At 53.5% G+C, this 19,721-nt stretch carries 17 protein-coding genes; 11 read left to right on the top strand and 6 right to left on the bottom strand.

The genetic code is table 11. The annotated features are described in order from the left end of the window. Positions 1-63 precede the first annotated feature (63 nt). From C1Y42_RS14670 to C1Y42_RS14655, 4 genes are all read left to right on the top strand, one after another. Positions 64-873 carry a 5'-nucleotidase, lipoprotein e(P4) family gene (locus C1Y42_RS14670; RefSeq protein WP_104093849.1) on the top strand — a complete coding sequence of 270 codons (810 nt, stop codon included), beginning with the start codon at positions 64-66 and terminating at the stop codon, positions 871-873. 580 nt (positions 874-1,453) lie between these two features. Then, positions 1,454-2,095: a carbonic anhydrase gene (locus tag C1Y42_RS14665; RefSeq protein ID WP_031280142.1), complete on the top strand. Its 642-nt coding sequence runs from the start codon at positions 1,454-1,456 to the stop codon at positions 2,093-2,095. Next, entirely contained in the window at positions 2,092-3,567 is a 1,476-nt protein-coding gene (locus tag C1Y42_RS14660; RefSeq protein WP_164861056.1) for a SulP family inorganic anion transporter, read from the top strand. Before C1Y42_RS14665 ends, C1Y42_RS14660 begins: the two co-directional genes overlap by 4 nt. Before the next feature lie 292 nt (positions 3,568-3,859). Next, entirely contained in the window at positions 3,860-5,284 is a 1,425-nt protein-coding gene (locus tag C1Y42_RS14655; protein ID WP_104093848.1) for a GGDEF domain-containing protein, read from the top strand. Between the two features lie 16 nt (positions 5,285-5,300). Here the strand turns inward: C1Y42_RS14655 and ddlA are convergent, their stop codons facing one another. Further along, positions 5,301-6,395: a D-alanine--D-alanine ligase gene (gene ddlA / locus C1Y42_RS14650; protein WP_021509683.1), complete on the bottom strand. Its 1,095-nt coding sequence runs from the start codon at positions 6,393-6,395 to the stop codon at positions 5,301-5,303. 269 nt (positions 6,396-6,664) lie between these two features. Between ddlA and C1Y42_RS14645 the strand changes: the two genes are divergently transcribed. Genes C1Y42_RS14645 through C1Y42_RS14635 form a run of 3 tightly spaced genes read left to right on the top strand, consistent with a single transcriptional unit; the run spans position 6,665 to position 12,074 of the window. Beyond that, a complete protein-coding gene (locus tag C1Y42_RS14645; RefSeq protein ID WP_021509682.1) occupies positions 6,665-8,977 on the top strand; it encodes a type I secretion system permease/ATPase in 2,313 nt (770 codons plus the stop codon). Next, positions 8,974-10,215, top strand: a complete 1,242-nt coding sequence (locus C1Y42_RS14640) for an HlyD family type I secretion periplasmic adaptor subunit (protein WP_104093847.1) — start codon at positions 8,974-8,976, stop codon at positions 10,213-10,215. Before C1Y42_RS14645 ends, C1Y42_RS14640 begins: the two co-directional genes overlap by 4 nt. Positions 10,216-10,220: 5 nt before the next feature. Continuing rightward, on the top strand, positions 10,221-12,074 hold the full coding sequence (locus tag C1Y42_RS14635; protein ID WP_104093846.1) for a TolC family protein: 1,854 nt from the start codon (positions 10,221-10,223) through the stop codon (positions 12,072-12,074). Here C1Y42_RS14635 and C1Y42_RS14630 read toward each other — a convergent pair. The 3 genes from C1Y42_RS14630 to C1Y42_RS14620 form a co-directional block, all read right to left on the bottom strand. After that, entirely contained in the window at positions 12,071-13,216 is a 1,146-nt protein-coding gene (locus C1Y42_RS14630) for an MFS transporter (protein ID WP_104093845.1), read from the bottom strand. The genes C1Y42_RS14635 and C1Y42_RS14630 overlap by 4 nt on opposite strands. Then, positions 13,213-13,746: a TetR/AcrR family transcriptional regulator gene (locus C1Y42_RS14625; RefSeq protein ID WP_104093844.1), complete on the bottom strand. Its 534-nt coding sequence runs from the start codon at positions 13,744-13,746 to the stop codon at positions 13,213-13,215. Before C1Y42_RS14625 ends, C1Y42_RS14630 begins: the two co-directional genes overlap by 4 nt. A gap of 127 nt (positions 13,747-13,873) precedes the next feature. Further along, a complete protein-coding gene (locus C1Y42_RS14620; protein WP_104093843.1) occupies positions 13,874-14,200 on the bottom strand; it encodes a HipA domain-containing protein in 327 nt (108 codons plus the stop codon). A gap of 255 nt (positions 14,201-14,455) precedes the next feature. Between C1Y42_RS14620 and C1Y42_RS23580 the strand changes: the two genes are divergently transcribed. From C1Y42_RS23580 to C1Y42_RS14605, 4 genes are all read left to right on the top strand, one after another. Then, the gene (locus C1Y42_RS23580) at positions 14,456-14,800 is read left to right on the top strand and encodes a hypothetical protein (RefSeq protein ID WP_158251404.1); all 345 of its coding nucleotides are present in this window, start codon (positions 14,456-14,458) and stop codon (positions 14,798-14,800) included. 115 nt (positions 14,801-14,915) lie between these two features. Then, positions 14,916-15,176 (top strand): hypothetical protein, encoded by a 261-nt coding sequence (locus C1Y42_RS14615; RefSeq protein WP_104093842.1) that lies wholly within the window; start codon positions 14,916-14,918, stop codon positions 15,174-15,176. Between the two features lie 16 nt (positions 15,177-15,192). After that, positions 15,193-16,884: a hypothetical protein gene (locus tag C1Y42_RS14610; protein ID WP_104093841.1), complete on the top strand. Its 1,692-nt coding sequence runs from the start codon at positions 15,193-15,195 to the stop codon at positions 16,882-16,884. A gap of 167 nt (positions 16,885-17,051) precedes the next feature. Then, complete coding sequence (locus C1Y42_RS14605) at positions 17,052-17,663, top strand: hypothetical protein (RefSeq protein WP_104093840.1); 612 nt, start codon at positions 17,052-17,054, stop codon at positions 17,661-17,663. A 309-nt stretch (positions 17,664-17,972) separates the two neighbouring features. Here C1Y42_RS14605 and C1Y42_RS14600 read toward each other — a convergent pair whose 3' ends face one another. Then, positions 17,973-19,010 (bottom strand): tyrosine-type recombinase/integrase, encoded by a 1,038-nt coding sequence (locus C1Y42_RS14600; RefSeq protein ID WP_104093839.1) that lies wholly within the window; start codon positions 19,008-19,010, stop codon positions 17,973-17,975. Position 19,011: 1 nt separating this feature from the next. Beyond that, on the bottom strand, positions 19,012-19,593 hold the full coding sequence (locus tag C1Y42_RS14595; protein WP_104093838.1) for a phage repressor protein CI: 582 nt from the start codon (positions 19,591-19,593) through the stop codon (positions 19,012-19,014). Positions 19,594-19,721: the final 128 nt, after the last annotated feature.

Below are 19,721 nucleotides of genomic sequence, written 5' to 3'. Positions count from 1 at the left end.
ACGTTAACTGCTACATTTTTAAAGCTTTACAAAAACTGACCATAATCACTTAAGGACGACATGATGAAAAACACCTCCTGGCTGGCCGCGGCAGGCCTGATTGCCCTGACGCTCACCGGCTGTGCCCAACCGCAAAAACAGCAGGCTCAGCAGCAACTCGGTCAGCAGTCGGTACTGGCAGTCAACTGGTTCCAGCAGTCTGGCGAGTATCAGGCGCTGAGCTGGCAGGCGTTCAACACGGCACGCATGGCGTTCGATAGCGCCCCTTCGCTCACCGGCAAACCCAAAGCGGTGATTGTTGATCTGGATGAAACCATGATCGATAACAGCGCCTACAGCGCGTGGCAGGCAAAAAACGGCCAGCCGTTCTCCGGTAAAACCTGGTCAGCGTGGACGCAGGCGCGCCAGGCGACCGCGGTGCCCGGTGCCGTCGAATTTGCCAACTACGTGAATAGCCACGGCGGCACCATGTTCTACGTCTCGAACCGCGATCAGAAAGACTACGCGGCCACGGTCGATAACCTCAACAAGCTGGGCTTCAGCGGCGTAAGCGACAAAACCGTGCGTCTCAGTACCGGCAACTCCAATAAACAGGCGCGTTTCGACGCGATTAAAAACGCCGGCTACAACGTGGTGCTGTATATCGGCGATAACCTGAATGACTTCGGCGGTGCCACCTGGCATCAGGGCAACGCCCAGCGCCAGCAGTTTGTCACGCTCAACCATCAGCGTTTCGGCACCCAGTTCATTGTGCTGCCCAATCCACTGTACGGCGACTGGGAGAGCGGCATGGCTGAAAACTACAATAAGTTAACCCCGGAACAGCAGCTGCAGGTGCGTGAATCCCGCATGAAAGCGTGGAACGGTAAATAATTCGTCAAGCGAAATAGCGCCTGCCCTGGCGGGCGCTTATCGCAGGCAGTCAGCGCCAGTGATATTTACGTTTCTTTGTAATTATTATTCTGCTTATCATTTTCCCGATCTCTTACTTAATCCTTCCGCCGCCTTCAGTGAAATATCATCGCAAATAACGTTAAAACCAGCTGATAACACTATTCATAAATTTAGTAATTAGGATTTTTCTCAGCGAGCAGAGCGTAATCCACCATACCAGCGTAAAGGCATAAAAGTTTTACGTGTATATATTTGTCAGTGCATCCGAAATGCGTTTTAAAAAATATTATTAATAGACTGATTATATTTATTTTTAATGAAATTCCTGCTGATTGCGTCACTTGCATTAACTTACTTTGTCATGACATTTGCTGACACTTATTTTACATAAGGTCGCTTCTTCTGCCGGGCTGAAATATTCCTGGTGCAAATCAATTCATAAGCGTCTATAACCAATTTCTGTGAGAAAGCGCCGTATTCACCTGCTACAGAACGCTAAAACCGTGCTGCGCCATGCATTTATTTGCCCGGAAGCGCTATTTGCGGATACAGAGAGAAGATAATTGTGACGACCCTTAAACCCTTATTAGCGAAAAATCGCAGTTGGGCACTCCAGCGCCGCGAGCGTAATCCAGATTACTTTGAACAATATCTGCATCAGCAGAAACCCCACTCCTTATGGATTGGCTGTTCCGACAGTCGCGTACCGGCAGAAGTGCTGACCGGCTCGCATCCGGGCGAGCTATTCGTGCACCGCAACATCGCCAATATGGTTCTACCCGATGATGACAACTTTCTCAGCGTGCTGCAGTACGCGATTTTTTATCTCGGCGTCGAGCGCATTGTGCTGTGCGGTCACTACGGCTGCGGCGGCGTGCAGGCGGCGCTGGGTCTGCCTGCCAGCCCGTTAGCGCAGGAGGATTCGGCGCTTGCCAGGCGCATTGCCGCGCTGCGGCGCGCATTGCAGCACGGGCTGGTGGCCTATCACGCCAGTCCCGCGCAGGAAGAGGAGAGCAGCAAGCTTAACCGGCTGGTTGAAGCCAATGTCATCGCCCAGTTTAGCCAGCTGGTGCGCTGCGAGCCGGTGCAACAGGCCTGGCAGGCCGGACAGCAACTGGATGTATTTGGCTGCGTTTATGACCTGCAGTCCGGCCATCTGAAAGAGTTAATACAGCAATCGTCAGAGGAACCCTCATCATGAATCTGCAAACGCTTCGTCAGGATATTCCTGCTGGTCTGGTGGTGTTTCTGGTGGCGCTGCCACTGTGTCTGGGCATCGCGCAGGCCAGCGGTCTGCCGCCCTTTGCCGGTCTGCTCACCGGGGTGATCGGCGGTCTGCTGGTTACCGCGCTCAGTCCCTCGCGCTTTGCCGTGAGCGGCCCGGCGGCGGGGCTGGTGACTATTGTTGTGGCCTCAATCCAGACGCTCGGCAGCTTTTCCGCTTTTCTCACCGCGCTGATTCTGGCTGGCTTGCTGCAGTGCATGCTCGGCCTGCTGCGCGCCGGTCGTTTTATCTCACTGGTGCCAGGTAGCGTCATCAAAGGGATGCTGGCGGCCATTGGCCTGCTGTTGATTATGCAGCAGATTCCGGTGGCGCTGGGCGCAGCAAGCGATGCCGGTCTGCAGTCGCTGGTCAGCGGGGAGTTTTCGTTTTCGCTCAGCGCGATGCTGGTGGCCGGTAGCGGGCTGCTGATTCTGTGGCTGTGGACCACGCCCGCGATCAAAGCGGTTAAAGCGCTGAGCTGGATGCCCGGCCCGCTGGTGGCGGTGCTGTTTGGCTGCCTCGCCACGGTGTTGGGCGATCGCCTGTTTCCCAGCCTCGGCGAAGGCCTGCCGCGTATCGTATTGCCGGCGTTCGACAGTATGTCGGCGCTGGTGGCGGAGCTGGAAACCCCTGACTGGCTGGCGTGGCAGAATCCGTCGGTGTGGGTGGTAGCGATTACGCTGGCGCTGGTGGCCAGCCTTGAAACGCTGCTCAGCCAGGAGGCGCTGAAAAAACTGCGTCCGCAGCACCCGGCGCCGTCACCGAATAAAGAGATGTTCGCGCAGGGCATCGGTAACCTGACCGCCGGCTTGCTCGGCGCGATGCCCATTACCGCGGTGATTGTGCGCAGTTCGGTCAACGTCAGCGTTGGTGCCCAAACCAAACTGTCGATTCTGCTGCACGGCGTGCTGCTGCTGATTTGTGGCTTGTGGTTCAGCGCTCTGCTTAACGCGATTCCGCTCGCCAGCCTGGCGGCGGTGCTGCTGTATACCGGCTATAAGCTGGCAACGCCGCGCCTGTTCGTCGAACAGATTCGCATGGGCGCGCAGCAGTACGTGCCGTTTCTTGCCACCATCGGCGGTATCATTGGGTTTGGCATGCTGGCTGGGATTGGTATCGGTATCGCGACGCAGATTCTGTGCAGCATCTACCAAAGCCACCGCAACGCGCTGCAGCTTACCCGCTATGACGACCATTACGTGCTGCGCTTTCAGCAAAACCTGACCTTCATGCACAACCCGAAGTTGCAGGGGCTGCTGGCGGAGATCCCGGAAAATAGCGTGGTGATTGTCGATCACGATAACGCCGAGTATATGGATCCGGACGTGAAAGCGGTACTGCAGGATTTCGGGGATAGCGCCGGTGAGCGCGGCATCCGGCTGAGCCAGTGGCCGGTGGCGGTGAAATAACGTTCCCGCGCGCAGTCATGCAGTTTTTTTCGCCAGAATCGGATATCCCGGATATCCGATTTTTTTATTTATACGGCATAATTGCCGCTCACAGCGCCTGCCTGTTTCACTCCCTTTTGGCAGGGCTGGTAGCTCGTCTCTGGCTTTCATGGCAGAGTGAGCGCCGCTCAGTCGCAGAGCAGGGCGACGAACACCGGTTTAATTAGCGAATTATCGCACGGATTTTTCAGGTTAAATGATTGCTGATGCCAGCGACGGATGGCAGCGATTTCAGGTTACAGGGTTCAGACGTATGCGCGTTAAGCTGTTTGAAGAGAATAATGTTAAAAAGAATGCTCTTTCGCTGTGTCTTATTACGCTGTTCTTCTGCTTTATTGGCAGCCACCTGCGTATTCCCGAAGAGTTTTCCCTGTTCTGGCCAGTGAATGCCCTTATCGCCGGGTTGATGGTGCGCAACCCGTTTTTACACACCACCTCCAGTTATCTGGTGTGTTTTGCCGCCATGATTTTCAACGATACGGTTTTTTCCGGCTGGGCACTGCCAGCGGTGACGATTAATTTTGCCAATATCCTGTTTATCCTGGTGTCAGTCAGCATGCTGATTAAGCATCTGCAATCGCCAACCGCAAACAGCCAGGTATTCAACGCCATGCGCATCTTTCCGGCGTGCCTGCTCGGCGCAGCAGCCTGCGCCACCTGGGGCGCATGGGCGCAGGATATCGATTTCAACGCGCGCTTTGTGGTGGCGTGGGCCGACTGGTTCAGCGAGCAGTTCTCTACCTCGCTGATGCTGCTCCCGGTGATGCTGACGCGTCCTCTGCGCAGCGTGCCGCTGCGGACGCTGGTACACCCGGGCAGGCTGCTGCCGCTGCTCGCCGTGGCGCTGTCGCTCACGGTGGGGGCGCTGATTGGTGGCGCGGGCAGTCTGACCTTCCCGGTGCCGGCGCTGATCTGGTGTGCCATTGTTCTGCCGATTCCGATCACCAGTCTGGTGATTCTGTTCACCGGCATCACCGAGATCGTGCTGGTCTCGCACGGCGTGATGAATATTCAGGGCGATGATTCGCTGCTGCCCATCAGCCATCTCACTTCCGCACGGCTCGGTGTGGCCACCGTAGCGCTCAGCCCGCTGCTGGTGGCGGTGAGCATGGACGCCATTCGCCAGCTTAACCATCGCCTGGCATTGCGCGCCAATTACGATTTCCTCACCCAGCTACTGTCGCGCTCCGGCCTGTATGAAAACCTGCGCCAGCAGCCGTTTTCCCTGCAGCGTGAAGCCGGCGTGATTATGCTGGATGTCGACTACTTCAAAGCCATTAATGACAATTTCGGCCATGATGCCGGCGATGGCGTGCTGGAGGAAATTGCGCGCCGTATTCAGCACGTGGTTGGCAGTCGCGGCCTGGTGTGCCGCTTTGGCGGCGAAGAGTTCGTGGTGGTGGTATTTGATTACACCCACAGCCAGCTGTTTCAGCTGGCCGAAGTGATTCGTCAGGCAATGGTGAAAGAGAAGTTCTGGATTCAGGGCAACACCGTGACCGTGACGGTCAGCCTCGGCCTGGCGCGCGGCGGTGCGGTTAACGAACGTGAATGGCCGGGGGTAATCAACCGGCTGGTGTCAGCGGCGGATAAACACCTTTACGTTGCCAAGCGCAACGGCCGCAATCAGACCTCACCGGCAATCGCGCCGCGCAGCATGGCGCATGACGTGGCCTGAGCCACGCCATCGCAGGTTACACGCTGCTTTTCAGTTGGCTGGATTGCTGATGACGCTGCTGCGCCAGCTCAATCAGGCGGGTGATCAGATCGCTGTAGCTCAGGCCGGCCGCCTGCCACAGTTTGGGATACATGCTGATGTTGGTGAAGCCGGGTAAAGTATTCACTTCGTTGACAATAATGTCGCCCGTTTCGGTGAGGAACACATCGACGCGCGCCATGCCAAAGCACTCCAGCGCCTGGAACGCGGTAATCGCTACAGCCCGAATGGCCTCGCTGGCTTCCGCACTGATGTCAGCCGGTACCACCACCTGCGCGCCGCTCTCGCTGATATATTTGGTGTCATACGAGTAGAAAGCGTCGTGCACCACGATTTCACCGCACGGGCTGGCTTCTGGCGCCTCGTTACCCAGCACCGCGCATTCAATTTCACGGCCGCTGATGCCCTGTTCAATCAGCACTTTGCGGTCAAAGCGGAACGCCAGATCCAGCGCCGCGTCGAATTCGTCCGGCTGCGTCACTTTGCTCACCCCAACGGATGATCCCTGATTGGCCGGCTTGATAAACAGCGGCAGGCCAAAGCGCGCGATCACCGCCTGTACATCCAGCGCCGCGCGCTGCGTCTGGGTGACGCTCAGCCACGGCGCCACTTTCAGGCCGGCATCGCGCAGCAGGCGTTTGGTGAAATCTTTGTCCATGCTGACCGCGGAACCCAGCACATCCGACCCGACAAACGGCAGATTGGCCATGCGCAGCAGTCCCTGCAGCGAGCCATCTTCGCCCAGCGTGCCGTGCACAATCGGGAAGATGACATCCAGCTGCGACAGCGGCTGCGCCTGCTGCCGCGTAATCAGCTGTTCCGCGCGGCTGCCGGGCACCAGCGCCACGTTTTCACCGGAGCGGTTCAGGGCAATCAGCGCCGGATTGTCGGCGTTGAGCAGAAAGCCTGAAGCATCATTGAGATGCCACTCGCCCTGTTTGTCGATCCCCAGCAGCACCACGTCGTATTTGTTTTTATCGATCGCCTCAAGAATATTTTTGGCCGACTGTAACGACACTTCATGTTCGGCCGACTTGCCGCCAAATACGATACCTACCCGCTGTTTTGCCATTGCTCTTTGTCCGGTTGCAGTAAAGCGAGCAGCTAAGATAACACGCCCAGGACAGCGCTCAACAGCGCCGCGATTATTCTGCAATCGATCGGTCGCCAGACCGCATTCAGTCGGGCTTTCTCCGCTTTATTCATAAATATTCTCCACCGTTTGAGACAAGTCTTGGACGGCCTGAAAGCTGCCTTCTGTCAGAATTTTCCCAATTCAAAGAAAAGTCTGCGGTGGACGATGCGTCCACCGTTTTTTGTCAGGTTTACAGGAGTCGGGAAATGATGGACCAGAAGCAGAATGCCGTGGAGCAGGATGCGCGTTCTGTTGCTCGTATCGAAACCACCGTGGATGACACGCTGTTAAAAAGCGTGGCGTGGATTTGCAAACACTACAAACGCGAGAAGAGTGAAGAGGCGCTGGTCGCCGGCCTGCCAAAAGCGACGCTGCTGTCGCCGTCACAGGCGATGACCGCTCTGGAGAACGCTGGCATTACCGGCGGCATGGTTGAACGCCGCCTGCAGGATCTGCCGGAGCAGCTGATGCCGATGATTCTGCTGCGGCAGAACGGCGGCGGCTGCATTGTGCTGTCGCGGCGCATTCACACCAATGAGGAGAATCAGCGCGAGCTGCGCTTCCAGCTGATCATGCCGGAGGTGAGTGATAAAGCGGTGGAGATGAGCCTGGCGGAGCTCAACGAGATTTACGCCGGCTTTGCGGTGATGGCGAAACCGGCGGCGGTACTGGATGAGCGCGCCAGCGAAATGCTGCCGGAGGTCAAAGGTCACTGGCTGTTCAGCACCCTGTGGCGCTACCGCCGTTACTACCGCAGCGCCGCCATTGCCGCCGTGCTGATCAACGTACTGGCACTCTCCAGCATCTTCTTCACCATGAACGTCTACGATCGCGTGGTGCCGAACCAGGCGTTTGTTACGCTGTGGTCGCTGGCGATTGGCGTCACCATCGCCATGATCTTCGAAGCCATTACCCGCTTTGTGCGGGCGCATCTGCTGGACATGGCGGGCAAAAAGGCCGACCTGGTGCTGGGCAGCATGCTGTTCCGTCAGGCGTTGTCGATCCAGATGGAGCACAAACCGGCCTCATCAGGCACTTTCGCCAACCAGATCCGTGAATACGAATCAGTGCGCGATTTTGTTGCCTCGGCGACGCTGGCGGCGATTTCGGATCTGCCGTTTATCCTGATGTTTGTCGGCGTGATCTTCTTTATCAGCGGTCCGCTGGCCATTATCCCGTTGATGATGATCCCGCTGATCATCATCGTCAGCGCCGCGATCCAGTGGCCGCTGGCGCGCATCATGAAGGAGAACCTGCGCGATGCGTCGCTGAAACAGGGCGTGCTGATCGAGTCGGTTGAAGGCATGGAAACGCTGAAAGCCGTGGGCGGTGAAGCGCATATGCAGCGCCGCTGGGAGAACTTCAGCGCGCTGCAGTCGGCTAACTCAATGAAGTCAAAACGCTATTCGACGCTGGCAACCGGCGTGGTGACCTTTCTGCAGCAGTTTCAGACCGTGATGCTGGTGGTGGCCGGGGTTTATCTGATCAACGCCGGCACCTTCACCATGGGTGCGATGATCGCCACCGTGATGCTGGCCAGCCGCGCCACCGGCCCGCTGGGTCAGGTGATTGGTCTGGCGGTGCGTTATCAGCAGGCCAAAGCGGCGCTGACCTCGCTCAATAAGCTGATGGAGATGCCGGTCGATCGCGACAGCAGCAAAACCTACCTGACCGATCCGCCGCTGACCGGCGAGATCTCGCTGAGCAATGTCAGCTTCTCTTATCCGGCACCGCCGATGAAGCCCAATCCGGAAATCCTCAAAGACATCTCACTGACCATCAAGGCCGGTGAGCGCGTGGCGATTCTTGGCCGCATCGGCAGCGGTAAATCGACGCTGTTACGCGTGATGGCGCGTCTGTATCAGCCGGTGAAAGGCCAGATCTCTGCTGACGGACTCGATGTTAACCAGATCGATCCGGCCGACTGGCGCAAAGCGGTGGGCTTCGTCAGCCAGGATGCGCGCCTGTTCTACGGCACGCTGCGCGAGAACGTGATGATTGGCCGGCCGGATGCCACCGCGAATGAACTGCTGCGCGTGCTGAATCTGACCGGTCTCGATCACGTGGCGGCGCGCCATCCGAGCGGCATCAACCTGTCGGTCGGCGAGGGCGGTGAAGGGCTGTCGGGCGGTCAGCGTCAGTTAGTGTCGCTGGCGCGAACTCTGCTGACGCGGCCCAAAGTGCTGCTGATGGATGAACCGACCAGCGCCATGGACAGCATGACCGAAAGCCAGTTCCTCGCCCATCTGCGTCGCGCCAGCGAAGGCCACACGCTGATCGTCGTGACGCATCGTCCGTCAATTCTGGCGCTGGTCGACCGTATCATCGTGGTTGAGGAAGGAAAAATTGTCGCGGATGGCCCGAAAGAGCAGGTGCTGGCCGCGCTGGAAGGTAAAGGTAAAACCCGCCAGCCGCCGCGTCAGGCGGTAGAGCAGGCGGCGCGCGCACCTGCGCCGGCTAACGATGCTTCGGCAACGTCAGAGCCCGCCGTCGCCGCGGCAGAGGAGGCCGCAGTATGATCAAGTTAATGCCATGGCGCAGCCGCAGCAAAAATCTCTCCGCTGCGGATGCCGAATTCATGAATGACGTGCAGGCTTCCCTGCTGTCGCAAACCACGCCGGGATCAAAACTGGTGATGTGGATCATCATCGCGGTAATTGGCATCGGTCTCACCTGGGCAAACTATGCGCGGGTGGAGGAGATCACCAAAGGCGACGGAAAAGTGATTTCCCGCAGCCGCGAGCAGGTGATTCAGAGTCTGGAAGGCGGCATTCTCGCCGAAATGAACGTGCGTGAAGGCACGGTGGTCAACCGGGGCGATGTCCTGCTGAAAATCGATCCGACGCGTGCGCAATCAAGCTATCGCGAGGCGCTGAGCAAGGTGATTGGCCTGAAGGGCAGCATTGCGCGTCTGCGTGCCGAAGCCTACGCGCAGCCATTGACGTTTGACGAGCAGGTGCAGAGCGATCCCGCCGTGGTTGCGCAGGAGACCAAGGCCTATGAATCACGCAAGCGCGCGCTGAATGACAGCATTAACTCATTGCAGCGCAGCTATGCCCTATCGATGCGTGAAATTCGCCTGGCGGAGCCGCTGGCGGCAAAAGGATTGCTGTCTGAGGTTGAACTGCTGCGCATGCAGCGCCAGGCGAACGACATCCAGGCGCAGATTGTCGAGCGGCGTAACCGTTACCAGTCTGATGCCAACACCGAACTGGCGCGGCTGGAGCTGGAACTCAGCCAGGTAAGCGAAAACCTGATTGGCCGCGCGGACGTGGTCGAGCGCACCACCATTACCGCACCGGTGCGCGGCACGGTGAAAAACGTGCGCGTGAACACCATCGGCGGCGTCATTCAACCCGGTGAACACATCCTGGAAATCGTGCCGCTGGAAGAGCAGCTGCTGGTGGAGGGCAAAATCCGTCCTTCTGATGTCGCCTTCCTGCGTCCGGGGCTGCCGGCCAAAGTGAAAATCACCGCCTACGACTTCGCCATCTACGGCGGACTGGATGGCCATGTGGAATACATCAGTCCGGATACGCTGAAAGACGATCAGAAAGCCGCTTCCGGCCGACCGGATGACACCTATTACCGCGTGTTGATCCTCACCGATAAAAGCACGCTGCACGCAGTCAACAAAGATCTGCCGATCATTCCCGGCATGGTGGCCACGGTGGAAATCCGCACCGGCGAGAAAACCATCCTTGATTACCTGCTGAAGCCGGTACTTAAGGCGAAAGAAGCCTTCCGCGAGCGTTAATAACCATGAAAAATAATGATATGCACCGTCGCGCAGCGGCGCGGCGCCTCTCTTTGCTTGCCGGTTGCATTACGGTCATGATGGCCCCGGCCATCAGCGTAATGGCCGATTCGACCAGTGAACTGATGATGTTTGCCGAGATGAGCGGACATCGCCCGGCCGCCCCCGCTGCGGCACCGGTACGCAGCGTGCCGGTACAGCGCGTGCCCGTTGCGCCAGCCCAGCGCTTTGCAACCGCGCCGGCACCGCAACCGATGTTTACGCAACCTCAGGCCGCGCCGGTTGCACCACCGGTCGCCGCGCCACGCGCTCAGCCGGCACCAGCGCCGGCACCTTCACCGGCCCCAGCGCCAGCAGCGCCGATTGCACCACCGCCAGTGCAGCCGGTACAGGGCGGCGGTTTTCTGACGGAGGAGCAGCGCCAGCCGGAACCCAGGCAGACGAATCCGCTGCTGAAATCGGTACGCACTTTCAACCCACAGCAGCCTGCGCCGGTGCCGGTGAATGAAGCAGAAGTAAAAGCACAGAGCGAGTTCAGTTATGTCAGTCCGCCAGTAGCGGAAACCAGAACCACTGCCGCCGATGCCGCCGTGGCGCGTTCACCGGTCAGCCTGAGCGGCGCGGTGGATGAAACCGTGGCTGAATCCGAGCTGCGGCAGAAATTCCTCTCGGCCGCGCGCATCACCTGGCGCATCAGCCCGGCGCTGAAATCGTCCGTGGCGCAGACCGATGCCGCCGCCGCCAGCGTGGATGAGGCGAAAGGGCAGCGCTGGCCGCAGCTGGATGTCAGCGCCAGCTCGGCGACCAAAGAGTTTGGTGGCGGGGTAAAAAGCGACGGTAGTCAGAGCAACGTGCCGGCGCTCGGCGTGTCGATGGCGACCAACCTGATTGATTTCGGTCAGACCAGCCGCACCATCGAGAGCCGCGAAGAGCGCGTGACCTCGGCGCAGCAGGCGGCGCAGGCGCAGCGTGAAGAGCTGGCGATGCAGGTCAGCAACGCGCTGATTGAGTGGAACAAGCAGCAGCGGATCATTGCCATCAGCCAGCAGTACGTGGCGCGCATGACCGAACTGACCACCATGCTGAGCGGCATTGTGCAGTCAGATACCGGTCGTCGCAGCGAGCTGACGCAGGCCAAAGGCCGATTGCTGCAGGCGCAGAGTTATCTGGAGAATGCCGAGTCGCGCGCGCGCGATGTCGAAATCACGCTGAACCGCCTGATGGGCAATAGTCGCGTGACGCTGCCAGCCAGCGATCGCTGGGCGATGAATTTTGGCGATCTCAATCGTCAGCTGGCCAGCCTGGATTATCATCCACTGATCCTGCGCGCCAATGCGGAAACGCGAGCGGGGTTTAAAGAAGCGGAGGCGATCAAAGCTTCCGGCCTGCCAAAGCTCAACTGGACGGTAACCAAAAGCACGCGTGAGGATCAGCTCGGTCGCCAGCAGGCGTGGCAAACCGGAATCAACGTTAGCTGGGGCCTGTTCCGCGGCGGTTCAACCAACGCGCAGGAGATTGCGGCGATTAAACGCGCCGAAGCCAGTCGTCAGCAGGTGCAGGAGCAGCGGCGCGATCTGGAGAATCGCGTGCGCGCCGCCAGCCAGGATGCGCACTCCATGGCCGATCGCGCCGCGCTGTATAAAAGTTTAATTGTCGAGTCTGACCGCATCCGCAAAGACTTTTTCGATCAGTGGTATCACCTCGGACGCCGCTCGCTGCTGGATGTCCTGAGCGCCGAGAGCGATCTGTATAACAACCAGGTGAGCGAAGTGAGCAATCGCTTTGACAGCTACGCGGCGATCATTCGCGGCTACTCCAGCGCCGGCATCCTCAGCCGCTGGCTCACCACCGGACGTTAAGTATCAGCCCGCTGCGGCGGGTTAGCCGGTACCAGAACCAGCAGCGCAACCGGGATGGCAGCGAACAGCAGCAGGGCTGTGGCGGCGCTGCTGCTGTAGAGCTGCGCAAAGAGTATCGCCCCGACAATTTGCCCAATCGCCAGCGTCAGAAACGCCGCCGCCACGCCAGAGGCCGCATTTTGTGGCGTGGCGGCGGCACCCGCAACCAGCAGAATACCCGACAGCGTGACGTATCCCGCGCCGCACAGCGCCGCCGCCGGTACCAGCCAGTAGCTAAAGTGGGTGAGCGCCGCCAGCAACAGCAGTGGTGCGGCCATCGCCAGCTGCGCCAGCCAGTACACCTGACGCATACCGATGCAGCGTGCCAGCGGACCGGTCAGCGCGCCGAGAATGCCGGCCGCGCCGCTAACCAGCCACAGCATACTGGCCTGGCCCTCGTTCAGGTGGCTGTGCTGGCGTAACACATCCGGTCCAAAACACCACCACGCCGCGCTGGCGACACCGCTAAGAAAAGCGATGATGATTACCCGCTGCAGCGCGCGGTTGTGCAGCCGATCGCGCCAGCCAACCGGCGATCTCTGTGGATCGGCACGCCCGGCGGGCAGGCAATAGCGTGCCAGCAACAGGCTGATTAGCGCCAGCGCGGCAAAACAGCAGCAGGCCGCGCGCCAGCCGCCGGGCATCAGCATAAAAATGGGCACTGACACAATAATGCCCGCGCCGGTGCCGGCGTTGATTAGCGTATTAGCGGCGGTTTGCCGCGACGCGTCAATTTGCCGGCTCACGGCACTGGCGAGCGCCGGGGAAGCCAGTCCGGCACCGAGACCGGCGATAAACAGCCCACCGGCAATCAGCCATGTGCTGCCGGCAGCGGCCAGCAGCAGTAAGCCGAGCATGGCCGTCAGCGCTGCCAGCATGGCGGTGCTGCGCACGCCCCAGCGCGCCAGCAGCAGCGTGGCGCCGGGCGTGGCCAGGCAGTAAGCCAGATAGCTGCAGGCGGCCAGCATGCCCGATGCGCGCGGGCTGAGGCTGATCTGCTGCGCCACCTGCGGCATCATCATTCCCCAGGCAAAACGCGCCAGTCCGTAGGTCACGGCAATCAGCATAAAGCCGCTCAGCGTCAGGCGGAGTGAGGCTTTCATGACGTATTCGCCATCAGTTGCTCAGCCGCCAGACGCGCAGTGACCGCGGCCTGCGGACCGTCAATCAACCCGGCCATAATCGCCCCTTCAAACAGTATCCAGATGGCATCGGCCAGTGCTGACGGTGAATTTCTGTGCGAGTGCGCCAGGCAGGTACGGATGTAGCCGCGCTGCCAGTAGCGATAATCCAGCGCCTGCGCCGCCAGCTCAGCATCCTGTTCCGCATACTCGCCGTACGCTTTGGCAAAAAAGCAGCCGAGCGATCCTTCCGCCCGCATCCACTGTTCCAGCACCGAAAACAGCTGGCTGATGGCTGCCGGATCGTCTGGCTGTGACAATAAATCGGCAAAGCGCTGCCGGCGCGCGGTCATCACCGCGGCAGTTAACCGCTCGCGCGACGGAAAGTGCTGATAGAGCGTACGCGTGGAGACCTTCGCCTCACGGCAAATGTAATCGGTGCTGGTGGCATGAAAACCGTTGTTGTAGAACAGCCGCTCGGCAGCGTTCAGGATATGTTGTTTTTTACGCATACCTTAAAAAGTAAACCGATCGTTTTACTTTTGCAAAGTTGCGGGGGCAAAAATCGGGTGCGAGGCGGTTAATCACCGCCAGTTTCGAGGATGCAGCTTTGAAGGAATTATCAATCAGGAAACGCGCTTAGCCGAGTCGGGCGATGCGTGCTCGGGCCTCATCCAGATGCTGTTGTAACGCGGCGAGGCAGGGCGCAAAACGATCGGAGAAGCCATCGCAACTATTCGTCAGCGACAAAAATTCCTCCGCCAAAGCCAGCGCTTCCCGCCATATATCGCTGCTGACCACTTCCGGCAGGGACGCAGGCCGCAGCGTATTCACGATGGCGCCGCCCGCTCTGGGCGCAAAGCCCATCGGCAGAATGTCGTAAGCTGGCGCGAGGTGATAAGGACGGCCATGGCGACTGATGAATGACAGGTTACCGGCGTGCATGTCGGTATTGCCGATCAGCATGCCGAATGCCCAAAGCCGGGCCGTGCTATTAGCGGCCTCACGCACCCGTCTACCGGGCAGCCAACCAACAGTGCCGCAATCGGACAGTGTGCCACGCAGGCCACGGCGCTGGCCGCGAAATACTCGCCCGCCATAGGTTAATCACCATCACTTTTAGCCCGCTAACTCAGCGGGTTTTTTTGTGCCTGTCACCAGACCGCACAGAACGCCTTCAGAGCGCCGCACAGACGCAACCATTCGACGTATTACCCTCAAATGGATCACCCGCACAGCGTGGCGCTGGTGCAGCCACAGCCCGACAAAATAAACGTCTCACCGACTAAAACGGCGCTAAATCGCACCCGCCTGCGGGTTTTGCATCATAAAAATTTTTCAGTTTTATTTTTCTACAAACCGATACGGCTGAGCGCGCTGCTTCTGGCTTTCTGTCGGAGTTCCGCAACTGAAAACTTTGAAAGGGATTTCATTTTTTTCATTTTTGTGGATCTTAGATGGACCTCAATAAAAGCGCATGGCTATAAAATTAAAGGATTTTTTCAAAGTTATGTCGCTCGTTGGATCTTTTATGGATCTCGGATGGTAAAAGCTATTATCCAATAAAACCCAACAGTGGCAGGGAGTTGGGGAATTTCAGAGCACTAAGGGAAACTGGAAAAACATGAAATAATTTTACTGTTATTATATACAGTAAATGGGTTTGTATGAGGCCAACTAAATGAGGAAAATTTCTATCAACGGCGCACTTTTTTTGTTTATGGCGCGTTGTGAAAAACTTACAGATGATGTGATCTGGAATGAAGCGTGGGGGCCACATAACAGATACGTGCTTTGGCCACGCGGTGAGTTCTGGGATGTAAGATTCAAAAAAGTTGAGAATGGAAGGCTGGAATGGTTGCGCATTGCAGATGAACCATTTTCGAATAAGAATGAAGCGTGGCAGGCTGCGTATGCGCCCTGGGATAAAATTAGTTTATAATTAAGGAGATATTAAAGTGGCATATAAATCAGTTAATTTCTTCAAACTTCATACATATAAAGTCATCGTCCCAATTAATGATGAAAATTTTACTGGAACTTTAAGTTTTGGTAAAGGGAGTATTCCGCGTCTAAGTTTCGATGAATTTTCAAAAGAATTATCTTTAAATTTAAAAAACATTAACTCAGGTCAAGATAATGTAATTTGCCGAGACAGGGATTCAAATGCTAGTTTTACACTGCACGCTGTAGACGTTAGAGACCTTACGATTTTTTGTAATTATGTCTCTCTTGGAAATGGTGAACTTAATTTTGATACTTTAGAAATCGTTTTTACAGGGCTATCAACGTGGTTTGAGCAAGTTCAACCGTTTAAGAACGATGGGGATATTATCTCTTGCGATATTAGCATAGATTCATTCAGTGAAGAATTCATTTTCAAGGGCGTCAGCTATAGTATTGAAAATAGTCGAAGGATTGATTTTGAAAGTGAAGGTTTTTTGAAAACCAGCGTCATTACAGAATATAGCATTATTCTGAAGAAAAATGATGGTTTGTTAGGGCTAAATGAGGCCAATGAACTTTGTCATGAGATTAGAAACTTCTTTTCTTTATTAGTTGGAGTGTTTATTTCAATACAAAGCGTTAATACTTATCTGAGTTCCAGTAGTGCAACGTTTAAAAGTTTATATTTCCCTACTGCATTAGATTCCCAAGAACCTCTGAGTGATAAGTTCCATGCATTCAAGAGTTATATTGATATTGTTAGAGATGATTCTTGGGGGTGCATTTTTAAAAATTATTTTAAAAAAGATTCATTTAGAGAAATTTGGAATAGACTTCCAACTTCTTATGAATATAGGGGCGTTTGGGAATATCAGATCTTATCTAGAATAATTGTTCTTGAAATGTTTGCTAGTCACACAACGCCATCCAAAACAGGATATATGGATGAAAACACATTCAATCAGCTAAAAACTAAAATGAAGGAAACTTTAGATAGCTTTGAATCTACAGTTAATCTAAGTGATATTGATAGTGAGGTATTTGGTTTAATCAAAGAAAGAATTATGGGATTGAGAAGGTCTTTCGAGAGGACATTCCAAGGGAAATATAGGTTTTTGATGGCCAAAATGAATGAAGATCTGAAAGATGTTATTGGTTTCACAGATGAAGACTTTAAATTAATTAAGCGCTTTCGTGATGACATTGCACATGGTAATAAATACATTAAAGTTAGTGATGATAATAATATAACGCATGAAACCCAGGTAAGTGATCGTTTGCTAGTGCTGCTAATGTGTTTCTGTTATTTAGAAATGGGCTTTACTGTTAAGCAGGTAATTACTTCTCTAACAAACTTTCGTTGCCCATTTATTCGCAATGCCAACATCAATACACGTTCATTAGATAAGTTTAACGAAAGTGCGAGATTTATTGAGTTATCATCTCAGCCTAAAACTTCAATAGCTCATTATGGAATTTTTTTAGCAATTAAATACGCGTCACATGATAATAGTTATTCAATTGATGAAAGTGTAAGCAATAAGATTAAGTCCGATTTTTTCAAAAGCGGAGCTGGAAGCCTGGAGGATTTTGTTAAGGGCGTCGTTGATTACGAGTGTGAGTTAGAAATATTACACAAGGTTTATTTGAAATGCAATGATTCAGAAACTATTCACCATGGTTCCATTTTGATTAATATTTAAAATGTTTTTTATAAATAAAGGAGCGTGAGATGTTCTGTTCAAATAAAAAAGTAGTAACACCTAAAGGATATTGTTATATTCTGACATGTTACCATAGGCAAAGTTTTAAAAACCTGGCTTGTTCATTTAAAATGATGCAGTAATTCTAATATTAAATGGATTTGGGAATGGAATTAATTAAAAAATGGTATTTCATCGTAGCTGCTATTGTTGGAGCTATTTTTACAATTTCGACAGTAGACTCGGATTTAGTTAAGAAAAACTATAATCTGGTTGAGGAGTGGTATTTATCTACACCATCAATGAGTGGCTCATGGTCATCACGAACTGAAAGTGACAATGAAGGTTCAATTTCAGCAAATGAATGGTTAGAAAACGATAATCAAACAACGATGGATTTGAATGTTTATGATGGTAAGTTCGATGGGATAATTTCAACTCCAGCTATCAGGAATTTTATTCGAGCAACGCCACAAATTACTGATTACTTCTTATTGGAAGGGTACAAACATGCCTTTAGAAAGTCGGGTGTTGGATATGTCTATGAAATTATTATGGGTAAAAAATATCTATTTGCAGTTGTTGACGTAAAGTTAGAAGGCGAAAATCTAGTATTAACTGACAAAACAGAAGGGGGAAGTGAATTTATTCCTAAAGAAATCATCCTTCTAAAAAGGTCGGATGAGGCATTTGGCGAACGTCTTGATGCACATTCCTCGGATGTAGTTAAGCAAAAAATTGAACAATTCAGTAAAGCTCGACAACGATCAGGGGAATGATGCGGTTACAGGATGCGGATTTTTAGAGCTGTGTTTAAGTTTCACTGAGTTTGGCGTTCTTAAATGCAATTGTGAAGTTAAAGGAAAAATGTGGGGGGACAAAAAGGGGACATTAATTTGAAACAAAAAAGCCACCAAGAGAGAAGTGGCTTAATTGCATGATTTACATTACTAAATTTGGTGGCCCCTGCTGGGTTTGAACCAGCGACCAAGCGATTATGAGAACCATAGCAATCAACAGAAAATCAATAACATAGTTCAAAATCAATAATTTATAGAGCCAATATAGTCCAGTATAAGCCAATAATCTTATGTTGGTGCGACACTTTTGCGACACTTTAAGGGGTTCAGTCGTAGTGCTTCTTCAAGGTGATTTGGTGCAAAGTGCGCATATCGCATGGTCATTTTAATGTCGGTATGTCCGAGGATTTTTTGCAAGACTAAAATGTTGCCGCCGTTCATCATAAAATGACTTGCAAAGGTGTGCCTTAGTACATGAGTTAGCTGACCGGGGGGTAACTCGATACCAGCCCGTTCAATTGCTGAACGAAATGCATAATAGCAAGGTGAAAATAGTTTGCCTGTTTTTTTAGGTAGCTCGTTAAGTAGTTCTGAATCAATCGGTATAGTGCGGTTACGTTTCCCTTTTGTTTTAACAAAAGTGATTTTACCTGCTGAAAGCTGGCTACGCTTAAGGTTTTCGGCCTCACCCCATCTGGCACCAGTGGCTAAACACAGCTTTGCAATAGTCTCTAAATCCTTCGCGCTACTATTGCGGCATTCAGCCAAAAGGGCGTCTATTTGATCATTAGTTAAATACGCCATTTCACTTTCATCAGTGCGGAACTGGCGGACATTCTCAAGAGGGTTAGGGGCTGTCCATTCTCCGAGCCTTTTTAGTTCATTAAATACAGCTAAGAAATAGGCGTGTTCAAGATTCATTGTTCGTGGAGAGACTTGGCTAATCCGTTTGGTGCGTGCAAACTGACCGTCTAGCCTTTTAGCACGGTAAGCTGTAAAGAGTTGCGCGTTAAACTCGCTAGCCAAAGGGCTGCCCATACACTCCGCAGCCCACAACATAGCGCTTTTGCGTTTTTCACCATCACGCAATGTAATGCCATGTCTATCGAACCATAGATGTACTAAATCTGTAAGTTTCCTTTTTTCCTTCTTTTCACCTAACCAAGGCGACTCTTCAACTTTATTTAATATGTAATTCTCATAAGCTAAAGCTTCGCCCTTAGTGGGGAATTTTTTACGGACACGCTTGCCTTTTTTTCCATCTGACCGGTTTACGCTATAAAAATCTGCCAACCATTGGCCGTCGCTGAGTTTTTTTGGAGGCATATTATTTAATCGTTAGAACTACGCGGCCTAATACGCTTAGATCGTTTAAACCGCAATCAAATGCCATTCCCACACCACTAACTCTTACTTTTTGAATCGGTATGCGAGTGAGGGTACGTATACTGATTTTTCCTTCAATTTCAACTAACCACTGATCGTCATAAACCTCATTGAATGTGGTATCGACAATTGATTGGGTATTACCTTCGAGGATGCAAATTGGCTCAGTCGGTAGCGGCACGCCGGGCAAAAAAGAAATTTTATCTAACATGAAGATGCCAGCATCATAAATTTGGCCATCGACAATTTTGCGTCTTGGCATTTTGAGAATGTCGAGTTCTTCATCATCAAATTTCCTACCGTGTCCAGTAGCCAACCATTCTAGGTTGACACCTGTTTCCGCAATGCATTTCAACATTATGTCAGCAGGCAGCCCCCCGCGCTTATAGCGTGCCGACATTGAGCTTGAAGCAATGCCCAAATGTTCAGCTAACTGAAGCCTATGAGTGTAGCCGTAGGCCTCCAAGACCCTATCAAGTACTGGGGCGCTATCTGTTTCTGGATCAAGTCTGAATCTTGCCATAATTTTTCGGTGTGTAGATTTTGTCTACATGGTGTTGACATGTAGATTTTATCTAACTAACCTAACTCCTGTTTGTAGATAATGGCTTATATTGATGGATATTGGCGTATCCATAACCTAAGGAGTTT

The organism is Pantoea sp. ICBG 985 (assembly GCF_002928365.1).
GTDB lineage: Bacteria > Pseudomonadota > Gammaproteobacteria > Enterobacterales > Enterobacteriaceae > Pantoea > Pantoea dispersa.
The sequence above is the reverse complement of the archived record's forward strand: the minus strand, read 5'-3'. Positions and strand labels throughout refer to the sequence as shown.

Bases quoted from the DNA above. Each gene is read 5' to 3' on its own strand.
- C1Y42_RS14670 (WP_104093849.1), top strand. From the start codon at position 64: ATGAAAAACACCTCCTGGCTGGCCGCGGCAGGCCTGATTGCCCTGACG.
- C1Y42_RS14660 (WP_164861056.1), top strand. From the start codon at position 2,092: ATGAATCTGCAAACGCTTCGTCAGGATATTCCTGCTGGTCTGGTGGTG.
- C1Y42_RS14655 (WP_104093848.1), top strand. From the start codon at position 3,860: ATGCGCGTTAAGCTGTTTGAAGAGAATAATGTTAAAAAGAATGCTCTT.
- ddlA (WP_021509683.1), bottom strand. From the start codon at position 6,395: ATGGCAAAACAGCGGGTAGGTATCGTATTTGGCGGCAAGTCGGCCGAA.
- C1Y42_RS14645 (WP_021509682.1), top strand. From the start codon at position 6,665: ATGATGGACCAGAAGCAGAATGCCGTGGAGCAGGATGCGCGTTCTGTT.
- C1Y42_RS14640 (WP_104093847.1), top strand. From the start codon at position 8,974: ATGATCAAGTTAATGCCATGGCGCAGCCGCAGCAAAAATCTCTCCGCT.
- C1Y42_RS14635 (WP_104093846.1), top strand. From the start codon at position 10,221: ATGAAAAATAATGATATGCACCGTCGCGCAGCGGCGCGGCGCCTCTCT.
- C1Y42_RS14630 (WP_104093845.1), bottom strand. From the start codon at position 13,216: ATGAAAGCCTCACTCCGCCTGACGCTGAGCGGCTTTATGCTGATTGCC.
- C1Y42_RS14625 (WP_104093844.1), bottom strand. From the start codon at position 13,746: ATGCGTAAAAAACAACATATCCTGAACGCTGCCGAGCGGCTGTTCTAC.
- C1Y42_RS14620 (WP_104093843.1), bottom strand. From the start codon at position 14,200: ATGCTGATCGGCAATACCGACATGCACGCCGGTAACCTGTCATTCATC.
- C1Y42_RS23580 (WP_158251404.1), top strand. From the start codon at position 14,456: ATGGATCACCCGCACAGCGTGGCGCTGGTGCAGCCACAGCCCGACAAA.
- C1Y42_RS14615 (WP_104093842.1), top strand. From the start codon at position 14,916: ATGAGGAAAATTTCTATCAACGGCGCACTTTTTTTGTTTATGGCGCGT.
- C1Y42_RS14605 (WP_104093840.1), top strand. From the start codon at position 17,052: ATGGAATTAATTAAAAAATGGTATTTCATCGTAGCTGCTATTGTTGGA.
- C1Y42_RS14600 (WP_104093839.1), bottom strand. From the start codon at position 19,010: ATGCCTCCAAAAAAACTCAGCGACGGCCAATGGTTGGCAGATTTTTAT.
- C1Y42_RS14595 (WP_104093838.1), bottom strand. From the start codon at position 19,593: ATGGCAAGATTCAGACTTGATCCAGAAACAGATAGCGCCCCAGTACTT.